Raw genomic sequence first — 17,032 nt, forward strand, 5'->3', positions numbered from 1 at the left:
CACTACATTAACAACTGTACTTCCCACACTGCTAAGGAAAACACCATGAAAGCTGCCGTAGTGACGAAAAACCATACCGTAGACATTCAGGATAAAGTGCTGCGCCCGCTGAAGCACGGCGAAGCGGCGTTGAAAATGGAGTGTTGCGGGGTGTGCCACACCGATTTGCACGTGAAAAACGGCGATTTCGGCGAGGTGCCGGGCATTACGTTGGGGCATGAGGGCATCGGCGTGGTCTCCGCCGTCGGTGAGGGCGTCACCTCGTTAAAAGTGGGTGACCGCGCCAGCGTCGCCTGGTTTTACCAGGGTTGCGGCCACTGCGAATACTGCGTCAGCGGCAACGAGACCCTGTGCCGCTCGGTGAAAAACGCCGGCTACAGCGTTGACGGCGGCATGGCGGAAGAGTGCATCGTGGTGGCGGACTACGCGGTGAAAGTGCCGGACGGGCTCGATTCTTTCGCCGCCAGCAGCATCACCTGCGCCGGCGTCACCACCTACAAGGCGGTGAAGATTTCCGATATCAAGCCGGGGCAGTGGATCGCCATCTATGGCCTGGGCGGGCTGGGCAACCTGGCGTTGCAGTACGCCAAGAACGTGTTTAACGCCAAAGTGATCGCCATCGACGTCAATGATGGCCAGCTGGAGTTCGCCAAACAGATCGGCGCCGATCTGACTATCAACTCCAAAACGCAAAACGCGGAGGAGATCATTCAGCAGCAAACCGGCGGCGCTCACGCGGCGGTGGTGACGGCGGTGGCGAAAGCCGCCTTCAACTCGGCGGTCAATGCGGTGCGCGCCGGCGGTAAAGTGGTGGCCGTGGGGCTGCCGCCGGAGAGTATGGATCTGAGCATTCCGCGCCTGGTGCTGGACGGCATTCAGGTGGTGGGTTCGCTGGTGGGCACGCGCGAAGATCTGAAAGAGGCGTTCCAGTTCGCCGCCGAAGGCAAAGTGACGCCGAAAGTGACCAAACGGCCATTGGGCGATATCAACGCCATCTTCGAGGAGATGAAGGCGGGCACCATTCGCGGTCGCATGGTGATCGATCTCGGCATGGCGAAGTAGGCCACGCGAAAAAAGAAGGCCACCTGCGGGTGGCCTTCTTGTTATCTCATTACGCCGGCTTCAGAACAGGCCCAGCGGTTTGGCGTCGTAGCTGACCAGCAGGTTTTTCACCTGCTGATAGTGCGACAGCGCCGCCTTGTGGGTCTCGCGCCCGATGCCGGAGTTTTTGTAGCCGCCGAACGCGGCGTGCGCCGGGTACAGGTGGTAGCAGTTGGTCCATACGCGGCCGGCCTTGATCGCACGTCCCATGCGGTAGGCGCGGTTGATGTCGCGGGTCCACAGCCCGGCGCCCAGCCCGAACTCGGTGTCGTTGGCCAGCGCCAGGGCTTCGGCCTCATCCTTGAAGGTGGTGACGCCAATCACCGGCCCGAAGATCTCCTCGCGGAAGAAACGCATGCTGTTGTCGCCGGTGATCAGCGTCGGCTGCAGGTAGAAACCGTTTTGCACTTCGTCGCCGCGCTGAGCGGGCTCGCCGCCCGCAACGATTTTGCCGCCCTCGTTTTTAGCGATGTCGATGTAGGACAGGATCTTGTCGTACTGCTGTTTTGACGCCTGGGCGCCGATCATGGTCTCGGTGTCGAAGGGATCGCCCTGGCGGATGGTGGCGATACGCGCCAGCACTTTCTCCATGAACTGCGGGTAGATGGACTCCTGGATCAGCGCGCGTGAAGGGCAGGTGCAAACCTCTCCCTGGTTGAAAAAGCCCAGCACCAGCCCCTCAACCGCCTTGTCGATAAACGCCGGCTCCGCCTGCATGATGTCTTCAAAATAAATGTTCGGCGATTTGCCGCCCAGCTCGACGGTGCTGGGGATGATGTTCTCCGCCGCACAGGCGAGAATGTGGCGGCCGACCGGCGTGGAGCCGGTGAAGGCGATTTTTTCGATGCGTTTGCTGCGCGCCAGCGCTTCGCCGGCCTCGGCGCCGAAACCTTGCACCACGTTGAGCACCCCCGGCGGCAGCAGATCGCCGATCTCTTCCATCAGCACGCTGATGCCGAGCGGCGTCTGTTCCGCCGGTTTCAGCACCACGCAGTTACCGCCCGCCAGCGCCGGCGCCAGTTTCCAGGCGGCCATCAGCAGCGGGAAGTTCCACGGGATAATCTGGCCGACCACACCCAGCGGTTCATAGATATGGTAGGCCACGGTATTTTGGTCGATCTCCGCCGCGGTGCCTTCCTGCGCGCGCAGGCAGCCGGCGAAGTAGCGGAAATGGTCGACCGCCAGCGGCAGATCGGCATTCAGGGTTTCGCGGATCGGTTTGCCGTTGTCCCAGGTTTCGGTCAGCGCCAGCATCTCCAGCCGCGACTCGATGCGATCGGCGATGGCCAACAGCACATTGGCGCGTTCCTGCACGCTGGTTTTACCCCAGGCGTCCGCCGCCGCATGCGCCGCGTCTAGCGCCAGTTCGATGTCTTTGGCATCGGAACGCGGGAATTCGGCGATCGGCTGGCCGGTCACCGGCGAGGTGTTGGTGAAGTAGTTGCCGGATACCGGTTCGACAAATTTGCCGCCAATGTAGTTGCCATAGCGTTGACGGAACGAAACCAGCGAGCCAGGCAAACCGGGGTGAACATATTTCATGTGAAGCACCTCTCTGCAGATGATAACCGGCGCTATTGCGCTGCGCCTGTGAGTGCGGCCTGTCGCCGCAGCACAGAGAAGCACGCCCCGTGCCAGATTAGCGACGGACGTAGCGTTATTAAAAAATGGCTATTTATTAAAACGTTAAGCATTGATGAGGGTAGGCCAATCGAGCGGTGCCGCTGCCGCCGATGATTTTTTGTGTTCCGTGTCGCAACGCCTGATACACATCTATGATACATATTTGCAACACTTGCAGCCGGGGGAGAAACGCATGTTGCCTGACGATCGCTTGCTCACTGAGAGCGCCAGTTTGCTGACCCACCCGCTGGCGGAATCCTGGCAGCGCAGCCGCAGTTACGGCCTGACGCGCGCCGATCAACATATCCCGTTTATCAAAGCAGGTCTGCTCGAAGAACTGCGCAGCCGCAACGACTGGGTGCCGCAACGGGTACAGCCGCTGATCGAACAGTTGGGCGCGCAAATTACGCGTCAACCGGCCATCGTGGTGATCGCCGACGCCGACGGGCTGGTGTTGGAAACCCGTGGCAATCACGATTTTCTGCACAAGGCGTCGCGCTTTGCGCTGGCGCCGGGCAACCAGTGGGGAGAAGCGGAGCGGGGCACTAACGCCATCGGCACTGCGCTGGCGCTGGGCGCTTTCTGCGAAGTGCGCGGCGATCAGCATTTTCTCAACCAAAACGCCGGATTGAACTGCACCGCCGCGCCGATCTACCGGCCGGATGGCCATATTGCCGGCATACTGGATCTCTCTGCCCCGGCCCAGCGCCCGTATCCTGATGCGCAGCGTCTGATCATGCAGGCGGTGCGCCATATCGAACACCGCTGGGTCAGAAGCGCGATCGCCGATCGTCACTGGACGCTGCGCCTGCACGCCGACGCTGGGCGCCTGGGCAGCGCGCAGGAACTGCTGCTGGTGTTTCACGACGAAGTGCTGATCGCCGCCAATCGGCTGGCGATGGTCGAGTTCCAACTCTCGCCGGCCGCATTCGGCTCGCTTGAATTCGCTCAGCTGTTCCCCGATCTGTTGCGGCAACCCTCCGGCGCGCCGCGCCAGACGCTGGCCGGCAATCAACGGCACTATTATTCGCTGCTCGAGGCGCCCCAACGCCGCGTTAGCGCTCTGCGTTCGACGCCGCCGGCGGAACGGCACGACGAGCAGCATCAGAAAGCGTTGCGCATTCTCAACGCCGGCCTTTCTCTGTGCGTGACCGGCGAAACCGGCTGCGGCAAGGAGCACTTCAGCCGCCGCCTGTTTCAGGAAAGTCGCTGGCGCAACGGCAACTTTGTGGCGATCAACTGCGCGGCGCTGCCGGAACCGCTGATCGAGTCCGAACTGTTCGGCTATGCGCCGGGGGCGTTTACCGGTGCCAACCCCAAAGGCTATATCGGCAAGATCCGCGAGGCGGACGGCGGCGTGCTGTTCCTCGATGAAATCGGCGACATGCCGGCGGGCCTTCAAACGCGCCTGCTGCGGGTGTTGCAGGAGAAAACGGTCACGCCGCTCGGCAGCCGCAGCGCCTATGCGGTCGATTTCGCGCTGGTTTGCGCGACGCACCACGATCTGCATCGGCAGGTGCAAACGGGGGCGTTTCGCGAAGATTTATTGTATCGCATACAGGAATACAGCCTGCGCATCCCGCCGCTCAGAGAGCGGGCGCAATTGGAGGCGTTCATTCTGCAGCTGTGGCGGGAGCTGGGCGGCGAACGGCGCGACATTCGCCTGTTGCCGGAGGTGCTGGCGATGCTGGCGCGCTATCCGTGGCCCGGCAACGTGCGGCAATTGTTAAGTACGCTCAAGGTGCTGCTGGCGCTGGCGGACGATCGCGCGGTGATCACCCTGGACGATCTGCCGCAGTCGATCGCGGTACTGTCGCCGCGCCAGGCATGCGCCGACGCCGGCGGCGAGGATCTGCAGGCGGCGATCGACAGGGCGGGCGGCAATCTCAGCCGGGCGGCGAAGGCGCTCGGCGTTTCGCGCAGCACGCTGTACCGCAAGCTGGGGAGGCGAAGAGCGGCAGAGGAATGACGCTTATCGATTGACGGGCGATAAGGCCCCGCTGCGCGGGGCCTGTTTGTTGCTCTCTCAATCCCCCAGTCCCGGCGGGTTAATCTCGGAGTGGGCAATCTTCTCGTCGCTCTCCGCCCAGCGATCCAACACCTGCAGATAACTGCCGTTGGCGATGGCGCTGTTGAGCGAAGCCTGCACCGCGTCCACCAGGCCGTTGCCTTTCTTCAGCGTGACGGCGATGTTGGCGGTCTTCGGCCAGCCGCCGGGCACGATGCCCACCAGCCGGGTTTTACCGGTCAGCCGCGCCTGATAAGCGCCGGAGACGTTGGGCCCGAAGGTGGCGTCGGCGCGGCCGGACTGAATGGCCAGCGTGGAGGCGGCCTTATCGGTGACGTACACCGGCTGCAGCGGCGCTAATCCCTTGGCGCGGTTCTCCTTGTCCCAGGCCAGCAGTACCGCTTCCTGATTGGTGCCGGAATCGACGATGATCTTTTTACCGGCGATATCCGGCGCCGTTTTGATCTGGATGATTTTACTGTCGGACTTGACGTAGAAGCCCAGCGTATCCTGCCGATAGGTGGCGAAATCGAATTTAGTCTTGCGTTCGTTGGTCACGGTGATGTTGTAAACCGCGGCGTCATATTTGCCGGAGGCCACCCCCAGCGGCCAGTCTTCCCACGACGTGGGCACCAGCCTGAGTTTCAGCCCCAAACCATCGGCCACCAGGCGCGCGATGTCCGCCTCGCTGCCGATCACCGTTTTATTGTCGCGGGCGTACAGGCCGAACGGCGGGCCGCTGCCCAGCAGGGAAATGGCCACCGTCAGCGTGCCGGGTTCCACGAACCGGAAGCCGGCGGGGATTTTGGCCACGGCTTCGGCGCTCTTCACCGTGTGGATCGGCGTTTCGTTGGCGACGAGATCCACGCCCGGTGCGGCGGCGGAAAAACTCAGCAGCGCCGCAATCACTATCATCTTTTTGCTATATATCATTATGTTAATTACCTTCATTATTATGGATGTCACACGGTCGTTGCACTATCTCTAAAGGCTGCAGATCTGTGAACGAACAAAATCAACTAACCAATCTTGGAAAAATCATGAGGCGCCTCTGGCGGCGCTGAATCGATCGAGGATGAACCATGCCGTCGCGTTTCGCTACGTTGGGCCGCATACCGCGCGGCGTGTGGGTATTGGGTGGCGTGAGCCTGCTGATGGACGTTTCCTCGGAAATGATCCATAGCCTGTTGCCGCTGTTTATGGCGACGACGCTCGGCGCCAGCGTGATTGTCATCGGTCTGATCGAAGGGCTGGCGGAGGCGACGGCGTTGATCGTCAAGGTGTTCTCCGGCGTGCTCAGCGATTACCTCGGCAAACGTAAAGGGCTGGCGCTGCTGGGCTACGGGTTGGGCGCCATCAGCAAACCGTTTTTCGCCATCGCGTCGTCGTCCGGCATGGTGATGAGCGCGCGCCTGCTGGATCGCGTGGGCAAAGGCATTCGCGGGGCGCCGCGTGATGCCCTGGTGGCCGACGTGACGCCGCCGGAAATTCGCGGCGCGGCTTTCGGGCTGCGCCAGTCGCTGGATACCGTCGGCGCCTTTTTAGGGCCGCTGCTGGCCGTCGGTCTGATGCTGCTGTGGCACAACGATTTTCGCGCCATCTTCTGGGTGGCGGCGATCCCGGCGGCGCTGGCGATTGCGCTGCTGTTTTTCGGCCTGAAAGAGCCGGCCGCCACGATAACCCACAAGCGCACCAACCCGATCACTCGCGCCAACCTGCGGCTGCTGGGGCGCAGCTATTGGTGGGTGGTGAGCATCGGCGCGATCTTCACGCTGGCGCGCTTCAGTGAAGCGTTCCTGGTGTTGAAGGCGCAGCAGGGCGGCACGCCGCTGGCGCTGATCCCGCTGGTGATGGTCGCCATGAATCTGGTCTACGCCTGCTCGGCCTATCCGTTCGGAAAACTGTCCGACCGCATGAGCCATGAAGGATTGCTGAAAGCCGGGTTGCTGGTGCTGATCGCCGCTGACCTGGTATTGGCGCAGAGCGATCATTGGGGCGGGGTGCTTTTTGGCGTCGCGCTGTGGGGCGTGCACATGGGCATGACCCAGGGGCTACTGGCGGCGATGGTGGCACATACCGCGCCGGCGCACCTGCGCGGCACCGCGTTCGGCATGTTCAATCTGATCAGCGGCGTGGCGCTGCTGCTGGCGAGTCTCGGGGCCGGAACCCTGTGGGAGCTGTTCGGTTCCGCCTCCACCTTCTACGCCGGGGCGCTCATCTGCGTGGTGACGCTTATCGGCATGAAGCTGGCGCCGTTCGGCGAACGGCGGCCGTGAAAGCGGCGGCGCTGAACGCCGCCGCGCGGTTTACGCCCGATGGGCGTCATTCTCGTTGCCGCCAATCGCCAGGTAATCCGTGTAGATTTGCGGCGCGCCGGAGAACGACGCCAGTGTTTTCCACTCGTCGTACATGCGTTCGGTGTCCTGATGCTCGGCCACGAACCTGAGCGCTTGCTCGGTTGAGACATCGAGCTCCGGATGGAACGCGTTGAGCGACGCCAGACTTTCAATGATCAGCATCACCGCGTATTGGTCCAGCCGATTGCCGCTCTGGCCCTTCAGCAGGTGAAACTTCCAGCCCGGGTAGTCTTCCACGCGGTGGATGTTGTCGGTAATGAACCGTTCAAACCGCTCGGGCGAGACGCCCGCTTTAAGCGCCAGGTTATGAATGCCGATGACACGCTGAATGCTTTCCTTCCCTGGTTCGCTGCGGTAATTGGGGCCGGGCGGCAATGAACTGCGGCTATTCTCGGCCACCAGACGGTAACAGGTGTAAAGGGTCGGCAGTTCGGCGAAGGTCGCGAAGGTTTTCCACTCCTCAATCAGCGCGGCGGCCTCCGGACGCTGCCGCCAAAAGGCGTGCGCCTCGTCGGTCAGCTCGCCGTTGCCGTCGATATAGCGCGCGTAGGTGGCGGCGTCTTTAGCCTGATAAACCATCAGGTACTGATTTTCACGCTCGCCGCGCAGGCCGCGCAGCAGCGTCCATCGCCAGCCGGGATAGGCCGGGATGGCGACGCCTTTACGGCGAACGAACGCTTCGAAACGATCCGAGGCGACGCCCCGTTTCAGGTTGATTCCCACGTAGTGCAGGGAGAAAACCGGCGTGCTTGATGCATGCATTAAACGATCCTCGCAAGTTAAGTTAGTGAGATGTGTTCGTCACGGCTTTGGCGCTGATGCTGACCAGCAACAGGCACAGCAACGTGCAGCCGAACGCCAGGGCCAGGCTGGTGTAATTGGCGATAAAACCGATCAGCGCCGGGCCGGTTAATAAGCCGAGATAGCCGACCAGCGTCACGGCCGGAAACGCCTGGCCGGGCGGCACCTGTTTTTGATTGCCGACGGCGTTGAACAGAATGGGAACGATGTTGGCGATGCCCAGGCCGGCGAGCATCAACCCGCCAAAGGCGGCCGATACCAGAGGGACGGTGACGGTCAACAGCACGCCCGCCGCGGCGCACAGGCTGCCGAGCAACAGAGTGCGGTAGCGCCCGATTGCGCCGATCAGCCTGTCGCCATACAGCCGCCCGCAGGCCACGGCGACGGCGTACAGCGTGAACCCGATCCCCGCCTGCGATTTGGCCACGCCGCGCTCGGCATGCAGGAATAATGCCGACCAGTCGAGCATCGCCCCCTCGGTCAGGAACACGAAGAAACAGAGCAGGGCGATAAACAGGATCTTGCCGTGGGCCAGCGCCCACCGCGCGCCGCCCCGTCGCCGCTCGCCGATGCCGCCGTGCGCCAGTAAATCGCCGGCGACGATCAGCAGCAGGATCGCGATGAGGAGGGCGATCAGGCCGATGGCCTGGGTCGGGGCGAGGCCCGCCAGCAGCAACAGACTGACGCCGCCGGCGCCGGCAATGCCGCCAAGGCTGTAGAAACCATGAAAACCGGACATTTTCGCCTGGCCGCTCTCCCGCTCGACGATTATCGCCTGTGAGTTCATCGCCACATCCATGATGCCGTTGACGGCGCCAAATACCCCCAATGCCGCCCCCATCAACAGCGGAGCATCGAGTAACGCCAACAGCGGCAAGTCGATGCACAGCAAGGCGCCAGCGCCCAGCAACACGGCGCGGCACCCCAGTTTGGCGATCAGATACCCGGCGAAGGGCATGATCGCCATGGAGCCGGCGGCGAGGCAAAACAGCAGCAAACCGAGCGCGCCGTCATCGATGCCCAATCGCGCTTTCACGAAAGGGATCAACGGCGCCCAGGCGGCCATGCCCAACCCGGCGAGGAAGAAGATCGCTCGGGTGGCGATTTGCCGGCGATGATTCTCTGCGGCCTCGCCGGTTAGCCAAGGTAGCATCATGACGATCGGCTCTGCGCGACGGACAGATAATCGGTATAAATCTGCGGTGAACCGGAAAATGACGCCAGTTGCTTCCACTCTTCATACATTTGCTTGGTGTCGCGATGCGCTTTGGCGAAGGTTGCCGCTTCGGCGGTGGCGATATCGGGCTCCGGATAGAACACGTCCAGCGCCGCCAGGCTGACGATTTCCATCATCACCGCGTACTGATCGAGCCGATTGCCGCGCTCTCCCTTCAGCAAGTGAAACTTCCAGCCCGGATAATCCTCAATGCGATGGTGATTTTCGGCGATAAAGCGTTCGAATTGCGCCGGGGTCACGCCTTCGCGCAGCGCCAGATTGTGGATGCCGATAATGCGCGCCTCGGGCGGTTCGCCCGGCCGTTCCCGGTAGCGCGGGCCGGGCGGCACGTCGCTTTTTCTGTTCTCAGCCAGCAGGCGATAATCGCTGAACAGCGTCGGCAGCAGGCTGTAGGTGCCCAGTTTTCGCCACTCGGCGAGGATTTCCTGCGCGGCGGCATGCCGCCGCCAGAATTCGTGCGCGTGCGCCGTTCGCTGCCCGGTGGCGGTGACGTAACGATCGCGCTGCTCGGCGCTGTCAATCTCGTACAGCATCAGGTATTGCCCGACGCGTTCGCCGCGTAGGCCGCGCAGCAACGTCCAGCGCCAGCCGGGATAACAGGGGATATGCACGCCTTGTTCGCGCACGAAGGTTTCAAACTGTTGTGGCGTGACGCCGGCTTCGGTATCGATGCCGATGTAATAGAAGCTGAATACCGGTTTGGGATCGGGGACTGTCGTCGTCATCTTTCACTCCTGATTGACGAATGCGGCGGAAAATTGGGTATTGATAATGGCTTCGACCAGCGTGACGCCGATGGGCGTGAGCGTCACGCACGGACCATCGACGGTGACCAGCGCTTTATCCACCAGGGTTTTCAACGTGCGGCGGATGACCGGGTTAGCAAACAGGCTGTTGCCGTCAAAGCGCCGTTTAAACACCCGATCGTCCACCGGCAGCAAGGTGGAGAGCGCCATTTTGAAGGCGTTCACTTCACGCTGGATCGGGGAGAAACCGCGGCTTTCCTCGATGGGCAGGCGGTCTTGGTTGAGCGCCTCCTTGTACTTCTTGTAACCGGTGATGTTGATGGCTTCGGATCGCGTCGATTTGGAGCTGCCGCCCAAACCGATCGCCACTTCCGGATACTGCTTGTCGAGATCGGTGATGAGCGATTTCCACTTTTCCGGCTGTTGATCATTGCGGTGAAAGTACATGGTGGGGTGTTCGGTATAGCCGCCATTCAGGTAGTTCTCGACCAGCTCGCGCATTTGGTACTGCTTGCCCAGCCCAGGGAAGCGCAGGTTGTTGATGCTGATCAGCCCCTTTTTCTGCCACAGGCTTTCGCGCTCGCCCGAGACGCCGGTGCGATTTTTAATAAACTCATCCATGTGCAGCTTGGTGCAGACGACGTGCGACAGATTCAGCTCGAGGGTTTTTTCCATGTCGTATTTCACGTCGTCCACGCTTTGGCCCAGCATGCCGTAAATGAGATCCACGCTGACCCAATCAATGCCGAGCGCGCGCGCATGATGAATGGTCTCCACGCACTCTTCGGCCGAGTGCATGCGCCCGCAGGCGGTGATGATGTCGTCATTGAAGGATTGGGTGCCGAAACTGATTTTGCTGAAGCCGAGCTCTTTCAGCAGCGCCAGATAGGCTTTGTTCAGGGTGCCGGGCTCCCCTTCGAAGCGCAGGGTGGCGTTGGTGAAGTTAAAGTGGCTGAAGTAGAAGGCCATCATGCGGCGCAGTTCCGGCTCCGGCAGCAAGGACGGCGTGCCGCCAAAGACGTTGAATTCACCGATTTCCACTTCGGCCAGGCTGGGCACGCGCGCCAGCCACATTTGCGCCTCCTTGATGTTGAAATCGACCAAATCGCGGAATACCGCCTGAGAGGCGGGCGCCTTGGGATTGAGGATCACCGTGGGGTACTGACAAAAATGGCAGCGATAGCGGCAGGTCGGGATATAGGCCCAGAGGTGGATTTTGCCCGCCTGGCGAATGTCAGCCTCCATATCGGCAAAAAACGCGGCCAGCGGGTAGTCGACGAGATCGCCGGGGAACACGTGACAGCCGAACGGATCCTTATGGACGTACTCCAGAAAGGCCCGGTTTTCCGGTTGCGCCAGGAACGCGTTCACCCGCGGCGTGGGATAGTTTTCATCGATATCCAGCAATGAGTGCAAGGCTTCGTCGTTCATCAGAAGACCCCCCCGTTGCCGAAATAGTTGTGGGCTTCGCCGGACTCGCGGTCTTCACAGAAGTAATAAACAAAGCGGGTGAAATCCTCGTCTTTGACCGTATCGAAGCAGGCCGGCAATGCGGGCGGGAAGCCGATATCGTCACCGACGGCGCGCCGCATGGCGGCAAACAGCGCATCGCGAAATTCGAGGTAGAGCCGATAGGCGGGGGTTTTGTAGGCATGGATCGGTTTGAAATCGATGATGCGCATCTCGTGTTTCAGCTCATGAATGCGGCGGTAGAGGCTGTCGGCCAGCGGGCCGGAGAAGAAATCGCGCACTTCGCTGTTTTCCAACAGCAGATACGGATTGAGCAGCACCGGCAGTAAGATATTCTTTGGCGTGTAGTCCTTGACCGAGTAGTCCCAGGCCAGTTTCGCCTCCGCCGGCGTGGCGTCCGCCAGCGCGGTTTTCTGTCGCTCAACGTCCGGCCGAACGTCCTTCATGATAATGATGCCGTCCTTGCCGTAGGCGATGCCGTTGATCACCTCATCGAGAATGGTGTCCACCCGGCGGCTGTTGATCTCAACGTAAGCATGGCGAGCGTAAACCGGCTTGCCGCCGTAGGCGATGACCTTAATGCCGAAGTCCCAGTCGTCGGACAGGTGTTCGACAAAGCGGCCATGGTTGAGCTGGTAGAAGATTTCGATGCCGCCTACCGCGTCATACAGGCTGCGCTCCACCCCGAACCCTTTGCCGTCGGGGAAGCCGCCGAACAGGGAGAACGAAAATTCGCGCAGACGCAGCGTTTTTTGGATCTCGCGGAACAGGTTGGGGCGGTGCTCAAACTCTGCGGGAGGGTAGTAATAGTTGCAGGTGCCCAGGTCGCCTTGTTGCTCGATCATGGTATTCACCAGCTCGTAAAGCCAAAATGCATCCACGGTGCAATCGGCATCGGCGGAAACGATATAGTGCTTGCGTTTATTTCCCAGCCGGCTGTCGCGGGCTTTAGAACGCAGCGACGCATAGTCCATGCCGCGTTTTCTGGCCGAGGAGACACCCTGCACCGTTTCGGCGATAACATGAATGGCCATAGCCGGATGCCTTTCACTAAACGCGTTTATTTTAGCGACGGAATCATCGGTGGAGTTGTTATCAACGACAATCAGTTCGTAAGTGTCGTGGGTGATTAATTCATTCTTGGTGTGCTGATTGAACAGCGAAAGTAAAACCGCCTCAATACGGTCGCTTTCATTATAAACGGGCAGTACGACAGACACAAAAACAGTATCACGCATAGATCCTCCAAGGGCTAATGAAAGTCCACAGTTAGAAATGGCTTGTCTGAAAGTTAAATTTCACGTCATTCGATGATTAGCTGATATTTAAGAACTCCATGACGTTGTTGGATAAAATCCGCTTGCCCAGCGCGTAATTTTTTTCCGCCACGCGTTTCATCTTCTCTTTGTTATTAATGAACCGGTAGACTTGCTGGATGAATTCGTCGTTCGGCGGCCCATCCTGTAACTCGGAGATCGGCATGACGGGCGCTTCAAACCCATGCCGGCCGTAGACTTCGTGATAATATTCGTAGCGAGTGGTGATATAGCAACGGCGGCAACTGATCGCTTCGCCGATAGGATTGCCATAGCTATCATAATCATACGAGGTGAGAAAAGAGACCAGGTCGCAAGAGTGATAGAGGTCCTCTATGCAAAACGCGTCGTTTTCCGAGCGCATATCGACATGGGGAAGCATGCCGACGAATTTGACATAGGGGAGAACATTCAGTTCCTGCGCCAATTTGGCGAGTTGCAGATAACATGACGGATTTTCATATTCATTGCCGGCGATCGCCAAATAGGCGCGTCGCGTGTTGTGGTCGCGGATAAATAAATCGTTAAGCCGGCTGATAAGCACAATATCGCGATCCAATCTTTTCTGAGGGATGATGCGGGTGGTTCTGGCAATGAGAAGATCATTGTCGCGAATATTCATCTGCTTTCTGACATTCGTTCTTTCGTGACTGTCCGAGAAGTCATAGGTATTTTTCTTTACCTCGACATGGACATCATGATTGCACCAGGCCTCCAGCTTTTGCTTCAGATCGTGATTGAGCGTGACATAGGTAATGTATTTTGAAGGGATAGGTTTGATGGCGTGAGAATAAGGTGGCGGGCCGTATTTGAGCACCTTTTTTTCGCTGTTCCACATCAGGTCATGATCGCGCCAGATGACGAAACGCGTCAGTCGATAACGTCGGCCATAATCTTCGATCGCCAGATACAGCGCTTTGGTATAGATGATGTTTTCCGGCAGCGTGCCGTTTTCCACCACCACATGGCTGATTGCGAGCGCTTCCCATTGGGCGATGAGGCGATCCGCCAGCTGCCGCGCCGTCAACGCGATGGTATGCAACAAAGCGGCTTTTTCTTGCTCGTCAATGGGCGTTTTCTGGCCGATCAACGCCGCGTGCGCGTACTCGAGAAAGGCGGGGTGGTAATCTGGAATCGACGTGATGTCATCCAGGCGGACCAGCGTAAAGACATCGCGGTAGATGTCATGCTCATGCTGATAGGGTTTATTAAAGTTTCCCTTATCAATCTTGATGTCGTATCCCAAATCAAGATAAGAGCGAAATCCACAGGCTTGCAGTCGTTTGGCAATCTTCATTGCTTCCACCGTGATCCCCGAGACCGAGACGGCATCGAACGAAATGAACATTGCATTCTTCTCTTGCCTTTCGTGCATCGCAGTACCTCCTGCTATTATTTGTAGTGCATTGATTTAAATTAACTATTTCTTAACAAGTCTCCGGTAACGTTCCCAATTGAGTGGAAAAAGAATCGTTTTGACGCTCTGGAATACACTCAAATCTGACAGAACGGAAGCTTAACCGTTCAAAAATGTAAAGATACGTTTATGCTTTGTGAGGGCTCTCACAAATATTCCGGTGCGGGAGGCGTGAAACAAGCAGAGGAAAAGAGGGGGGATCAAGCCCCCCGAATGTGGGGCATGCGATGCCGATTTAACGATTCGCCGTGCCGCCTTCGGCAGGCTGAAGTATCGCCTGCAGCAGCGTCGGCACCTGCTGGGATCCCACCGCCGGGCTGAACAAAAACCCCTGGCCGATATGGAAACCGGCTTCGCACAGCGTTTGGCGCTGCTGCTCGGTTTCCACGCCTTCGGCGATGATATCGATCGACAGCTTTTGACCGAGAATGCCGATGCTTTCCACGATCGCCAGGATCGCCGGTTCGGTGTTCATGCGTTGAATGAAGTCGCAGTCCAGCTTAATGCAGTCCAGCGGGTAGTCCATGATATGGCTGAACGAGGAGTGGCCGGTGCCGAAGTCGTCCAGCGCGATACGGATACCCATCTCTTTGAGCATGTGCAGCGCGCGCAGTACGTATTTCGAACCGTGCTTGTTGAACGCGTGTTCGGTCACTTCCAGTTCGATCAGGTGGTGGGGAATGTGGAACTTCAGCAGGCGTTGCAGGAAGGTTTCGGCGTAGTTGTCGCGTAAAAACTCGATCGGCGACACGTTCAGCGAAACGGGCCGCACTGCCACGCCGGCCGCGCGCCAGCGGGCGATATCGGCGAAGACTTTCAGCTGCATGGCTTCGCTGATTTTGGTCGCCAGTTCATAGTCGTTGAAGGCCTCGCTGACCGTCGCCGGCAGCTGTATGCCGTTTTGCGGGCAATGCCAGCGCAGCAGCGCTTCGAAGCCGACGATGCTGCCATCGGCGAGGCTGACCTTCGGCTGGTAGTTGGGGCGAATGCAATTATCGCGCACGATCTGGCGCGCGTAGTTGAGCTGACTGGCGCGGGCGCGGGCTTTGTCCATCATCTTGCTGTCGAACATGTAGACGCCGCCGCGGCCGCCTTCTTTCAGTTCATACAGCGCGGTATCGGCGCACTTCATCAGCTCTGACGCATCGCGGGCATCTTTGGGATAGATGGCGCCACCGATGCTCATGCCGCAATGCAACGTCTTGCCGCCGTGGGTGATCGGCGTCTCCAGCTGCAGCAGAAACTTGTTGGCGATGCGGAAAATATCCTGCTCGTTTTCGACGTCGCTGATCACGACGGCGAACTCGTCGCCGCCGAGGCGAGAGACGAACGAATGGGTATTCATGCAGGCGCTGAGCCTTTTGCCCAGCACCCGCAGCAGATGATCGCCCGCCGCGTGGCCCAGCGTATCGTTCACCAGTTTGAAATGGTCAAGATCCAGCAGCATCAGCCCGAGCGACTTGTTGCCGTGCAGGGCGCGCTTCATCTCTTGCTTCAGCTTTTTCTTGAAGAGGCGCCGGTTGGGCAGGCCGGTCAGTTCGTCATACTCGCTGGCAAGCAGCAGGCGTTGCTCCATCACGCGCTGCGACGTCACATCCCGTGAGACGCACAAGATCTCGGCCACGACCCCGTGCTCATCGCTGACGGGAGAGAGGATGTTGTCCCAATGCTGTTTTTTGCCCTGCGGCGTCACGCTCAATCCCGCGAAGCGCGCATTCTTACCGGCTTTGACGCTGCGCAACGCTTTGCTGCCGCGGCGGCGAACTTCGGGCGACAACAGCCCCAGCCAGGGCATGCCAAACTCTTTTTGCGCCGGATCGAGGCCGAGCGCCAGGCTGCCGGAGCGGTTCATGTGGCGCAGCGTGCCGTCGCGATTGATCACTTTGATGCAGTCAACGCTGGCGTCCAGCATGTCTTGCTGGATAGAGAGCGCCTGAACGTTTTGCTGGCGTTGCAGCATTTGCGGATGGATGTCGGTGGCGGTGAGGTACCAGCTGGGCTCCAGCGCCTTGCCGTCCTGGCGGGCGTTAAACGCCAGCATAAACCACCGGTAGGCGCCGCTGCGCTCGCGCAGACGGGCTTCGCCGGCGAACGAGGAGAGGGCAACGATGGCCTGGCGCCATTGCGCGGCCAGGCGTTCGCGATCGTCAGGGTGCAGGGCCTCGAGCCAGTCTGCGGCGCCGTGCTCACCGGCGATTGCGCCGGTATAGTCGCGCCACTGCTTGTTGAAGTAACCGCCAAGGCGGTTGCCGAAGCAGATCAGACCCGGCAAGTCGTCTACGATTTCGCTGTAGAGGTCGATCGGATTTTTGTTATTGGTCTGCTCGGGCAACAGGCTCATGCGGTATTTCCTCGGAAAATTACCCATATTCTTGCTCTATAGCAGAGCCTCTTTCAATATAGTCTTGCCAATGAAAATGGGAATAGCCAGCGGGCGCGGCTAAAAATCGGCCTGATAGCATGAAATAGATTACGCAAGAACGCATTAGGAATACTCCTGTTATTTATAAGCCCCTCTTATATTGCATCGAAAAATAAGTGCTCCGACCAGGCGGTTTAATAACCGCAAAAAAGTAATCAAACCTGATGTTTCTTTTTGAGGAAATGTTCAGTCTTTCTGCTGCTCTTTCACTCGTCATACCGCCTCTCTTATGCATCATGACTGACAAAATCCGCATGCCGGGCGGTAAAAAGCGCCATGTTATGCCCGGTTCAGCGGTGGCCGACGCACCTGTCGCCGACGTTTGCGGTGAAAGTTATGATGCAAATCAAGAAATGTTTTGTTTCATCTGTTGACACTTTACTTACGTATAAGATAGCCTCGCGAATGAAAATCATTAACAAAACTGGATAATTAAGCGAGATGCACCCACAGCCTGATTCTCGCGCTTCGGCCGGATGGCCGAGCCGTGCCGGTATAACGGCGCCGGGTTTATCGCCGGCAAACGTACATTCG

At 59.2% G+C, this 17,032-nt stretch carries 12 protein-coding genes; 3 read left to right on the forward strand and 9 right to left on the reverse strand.

Going from position 1 to position 17,032, the window contains the following annotated elements; translation table 11 throughout:
- Nucleotides 1–45 precede the first annotated feature (45 nt).
- Nucleotides 46–1,062: an alcohol dehydrogenase AdhP gene (gene adhP / locus EDY99_RS08895; RefSeq protein WP_033643042.1), complete on the forward strand. Its 1,017-nt coding sequence runs from the start codon at nucleotides 46–48 to the stop codon at nucleotides 1,060–1,062.
- 60 nt (nucleotides 1,063–1,122) lie between these two features.
- Here adhP and EDY99_RS08900 read toward each other — a convergent pair whose 3' ends face one another.
- Nucleotides 1,123–2,643, reverse strand: a complete 1,521-nt coding sequence (locus EDY99_RS08900; protein WP_033643043.1) for an aldehyde dehydrogenase family protein — start codon at nucleotides 2,641–2,643, stop codon at nucleotides 1,123–1,125.
- Between the two features lie 274 nt (nucleotides 2,644–2,917).
- Between EDY99_RS08900 and EDY99_RS08905 the strand changes: the two genes are divergently transcribed.
- The gene (locus EDY99_RS08905; RefSeq protein WP_046687026.1) at nucleotides 2,918–4,693 is read left to right on the forward strand and encodes a sigma-54-dependent Fis family transcriptional regulator; all 1,776 of its coding nucleotides are present in this window, start codon (nucleotides 2,918–2,920) and stop codon (nucleotides 4,691–4,693) included.
- Between the two features lie 57 nt (nucleotides 4,694–4,750).
- Here EDY99_RS08905 and EDY99_RS08910 read toward each other — a convergent pair whose 3' ends face one another.
- Entirely contained in the window at nucleotides 4,751–5,665 is a 915-nt protein-coding gene (locus EDY99_RS08910) for an ABC transporter substrate-binding protein (protein WP_123061680.1), read from the reverse strand.
- Nucleotides 5,666–5,814: 149 nt separating this feature from the next.
- Between EDY99_RS08910 and EDY99_RS08915 the strand changes: the two genes are divergently transcribed.
- Nucleotides 5,815–7,008, forward strand: a complete 1,194-nt coding sequence (locus tag EDY99_RS08915; protein ID WP_089197038.1) for an MFS transporter — start codon at nucleotides 5,815–5,817, stop codon at nucleotides 7,006–7,008.
- Nucleotides 7,009–7,038: 30 nt separating this feature from the next.
- On the opposite strand, the gene EDY99_RS08920 is transcribed toward EDY99_RS08915, so the two are convergent.
- The 7 genes from EDY99_RS08920 to EDY99_RS08950 all read right to left on the reverse strand — a co-directional run bounded on the left by EDY99_RS08920 (nucleotide 7,039) and on the right by EDY99_RS08950 (nucleotide 16,417).
- Complete coding sequence (locus EDY99_RS08920; RefSeq protein WP_123061681.1) at nucleotides 7,039–7,851, reverse strand: hypothetical protein; 813 nt, start codon at nucleotides 7,849–7,851, stop codon at nucleotides 7,039–7,041.
- 22 nt (nucleotides 7,852–7,873) lie between these two features.
- Complete coding sequence (locus EDY99_RS08925; RefSeq protein ID WP_123061682.1) at nucleotides 7,874–9,046, reverse strand: MFS transporter; 1,173 nt, start codon at nucleotides 9,044–9,046, stop codon at nucleotides 7,874–7,876.
- Entirely contained in the window at nucleotides 9,043–9,852 is an 810-nt protein-coding gene (locus EDY99_RS08930) for a hypothetical protein (RefSeq protein ID WP_046687030.1), read from the reverse strand. The genes EDY99_RS08925 and EDY99_RS08930 overlap by 4 nt, the downstream gene beginning before the upstream one ends.
- 3 nt (nucleotides 9,853–9,855) lie before the next feature.
- A complete protein-coding gene (locus EDY99_RS08935) occupies nucleotides 9,856–11,304 on the reverse strand; it encodes a radical SAM protein (RefSeq protein WP_123061683.1) in 1,449 nt (482 codons plus the stop codon).
- On the reverse strand, nucleotides 11,304–12,581 hold the full coding sequence (locus EDY99_RS08940; protein WP_046898373.1) for a glycosyltransferase family 2 protein: 1,278 nt from the start codon (nucleotides 12,579–12,581) through the stop codon (nucleotides 11,304–11,306). The genes EDY99_RS08935 and EDY99_RS08940 overlap by 1 nt, the downstream gene beginning before the upstream one ends.
- A gap of 76 nt (nucleotides 12,582–12,657) precedes the next feature.
- On the reverse strand, nucleotides 12,658–14,034 hold the full coding sequence (locus tag EDY99_RS08945; RefSeq protein WP_047575251.1) for a glycosyl transferase family 2: 1,377 nt from the start codon (nucleotides 14,032–14,034) through the stop codon (nucleotides 12,658–12,660).
- Between the two features lie 277 nt (nucleotides 14,035–14,311).
- Nucleotides 14,312–16,417, reverse strand: a complete 2,106-nt coding sequence (locus EDY99_RS08950; RefSeq protein ID WP_047575248.1) for a bifunctional diguanylate cyclase/phosphodiesterase — start codon at nucleotides 16,415–16,417, stop codon at nucleotides 14,312–14,314.
- Between the last annotated feature and the right edge of the window lie 615 nt (nucleotides 16,418–17,032).

The sequence above is a fragment of the Serratia sp. LS-1 genome, assembly GCF_003719595.1.
GTDB classification, from domain to species: Bacteria; Pseudomonadota; Gammaproteobacteria; order Enterobacterales; family Enterobacteriaceae; genus Serratia; species Serratia ureilytica.

Excerpts from the sequence above, each read along its gene's own strand:
- adhP (WP_033643042.1), top strand. The coding sequence starts at position 46 with ATGAAAGCTGCCGTAGTGACGAAAAACCATACCGTAGACATTCAGGAT.
- EDY99_RS08900 (WP_033643043.1), bottom strand. The coding sequence starts at position 2,643 with ATGAAATATGTTCACCCCGGTTTGCCTGGCTCGCTGGTTTCGTTCCGT.
- EDY99_RS08905 (WP_046687026.1), top strand. The coding sequence starts at position 2,918 with ATGTTGCCTGACGATCGCTTGCTCACTGAGAGCGCCAGTTTGCTGACC.
- EDY99_RS08910 (WP_123061680.1), bottom strand. The coding sequence starts at position 5,665 with ATGATATATAGCAAAAAGATGATAGTGATTGCGGCGCTGCTGAGTTTT.
- EDY99_RS08915 (WP_089197038.1), top strand. The coding sequence starts at position 5,815 with ATGCCGTCGCGTTTCGCTACGTTGGGCCGCATACCGCGCGGCGTGTGG.
- EDY99_RS08920 (WP_123061681.1), bottom strand. The coding sequence starts at position 7,851 with ATGCATGCATCAAGCACGCCGGTTTTCTCCCTGCACTACGTGGGAATC.
- EDY99_RS08925 (WP_123061682.1), bottom strand. The coding sequence starts at position 9,046 with ATGATGCTACCTTGGCTAACCGGCGAGGCCGCAGAGAATCATCGCCGG.
- EDY99_RS08930 (WP_046687030.1), bottom strand. The coding sequence starts at position 9,852 with ATGACGACGACAGTCCCCGATCCCAAACCGGTATTCAGCTTCTATTAC.
- EDY99_RS08935 (WP_123061683.1), bottom strand. The coding sequence starts at position 11,304 with ATGAACGACGAAGCCTTGCACTCATTGCTGGATATCGATGAAAACTAT.
- EDY99_RS08940 (WP_046898373.1), bottom strand. The coding sequence starts at position 12,581 with ATGCGTGATACTGTTTTTGTGTCTGTCGTACTGCCCGTTTATAATGAA.
- EDY99_RS08945 (WP_047575251.1), bottom strand. The coding sequence starts at position 14,034 with ATGCACGAAAGGCAAGAGAAGAATGCAATGTTCATTTCGTTCGATGCC.
- EDY99_RS08950 (WP_047575248.1), bottom strand. The coding sequence starts at position 16,417 with ATGAGCCTGTTGCCCGAGCAGACCAATAACAAAAATCCGATCGACCTC.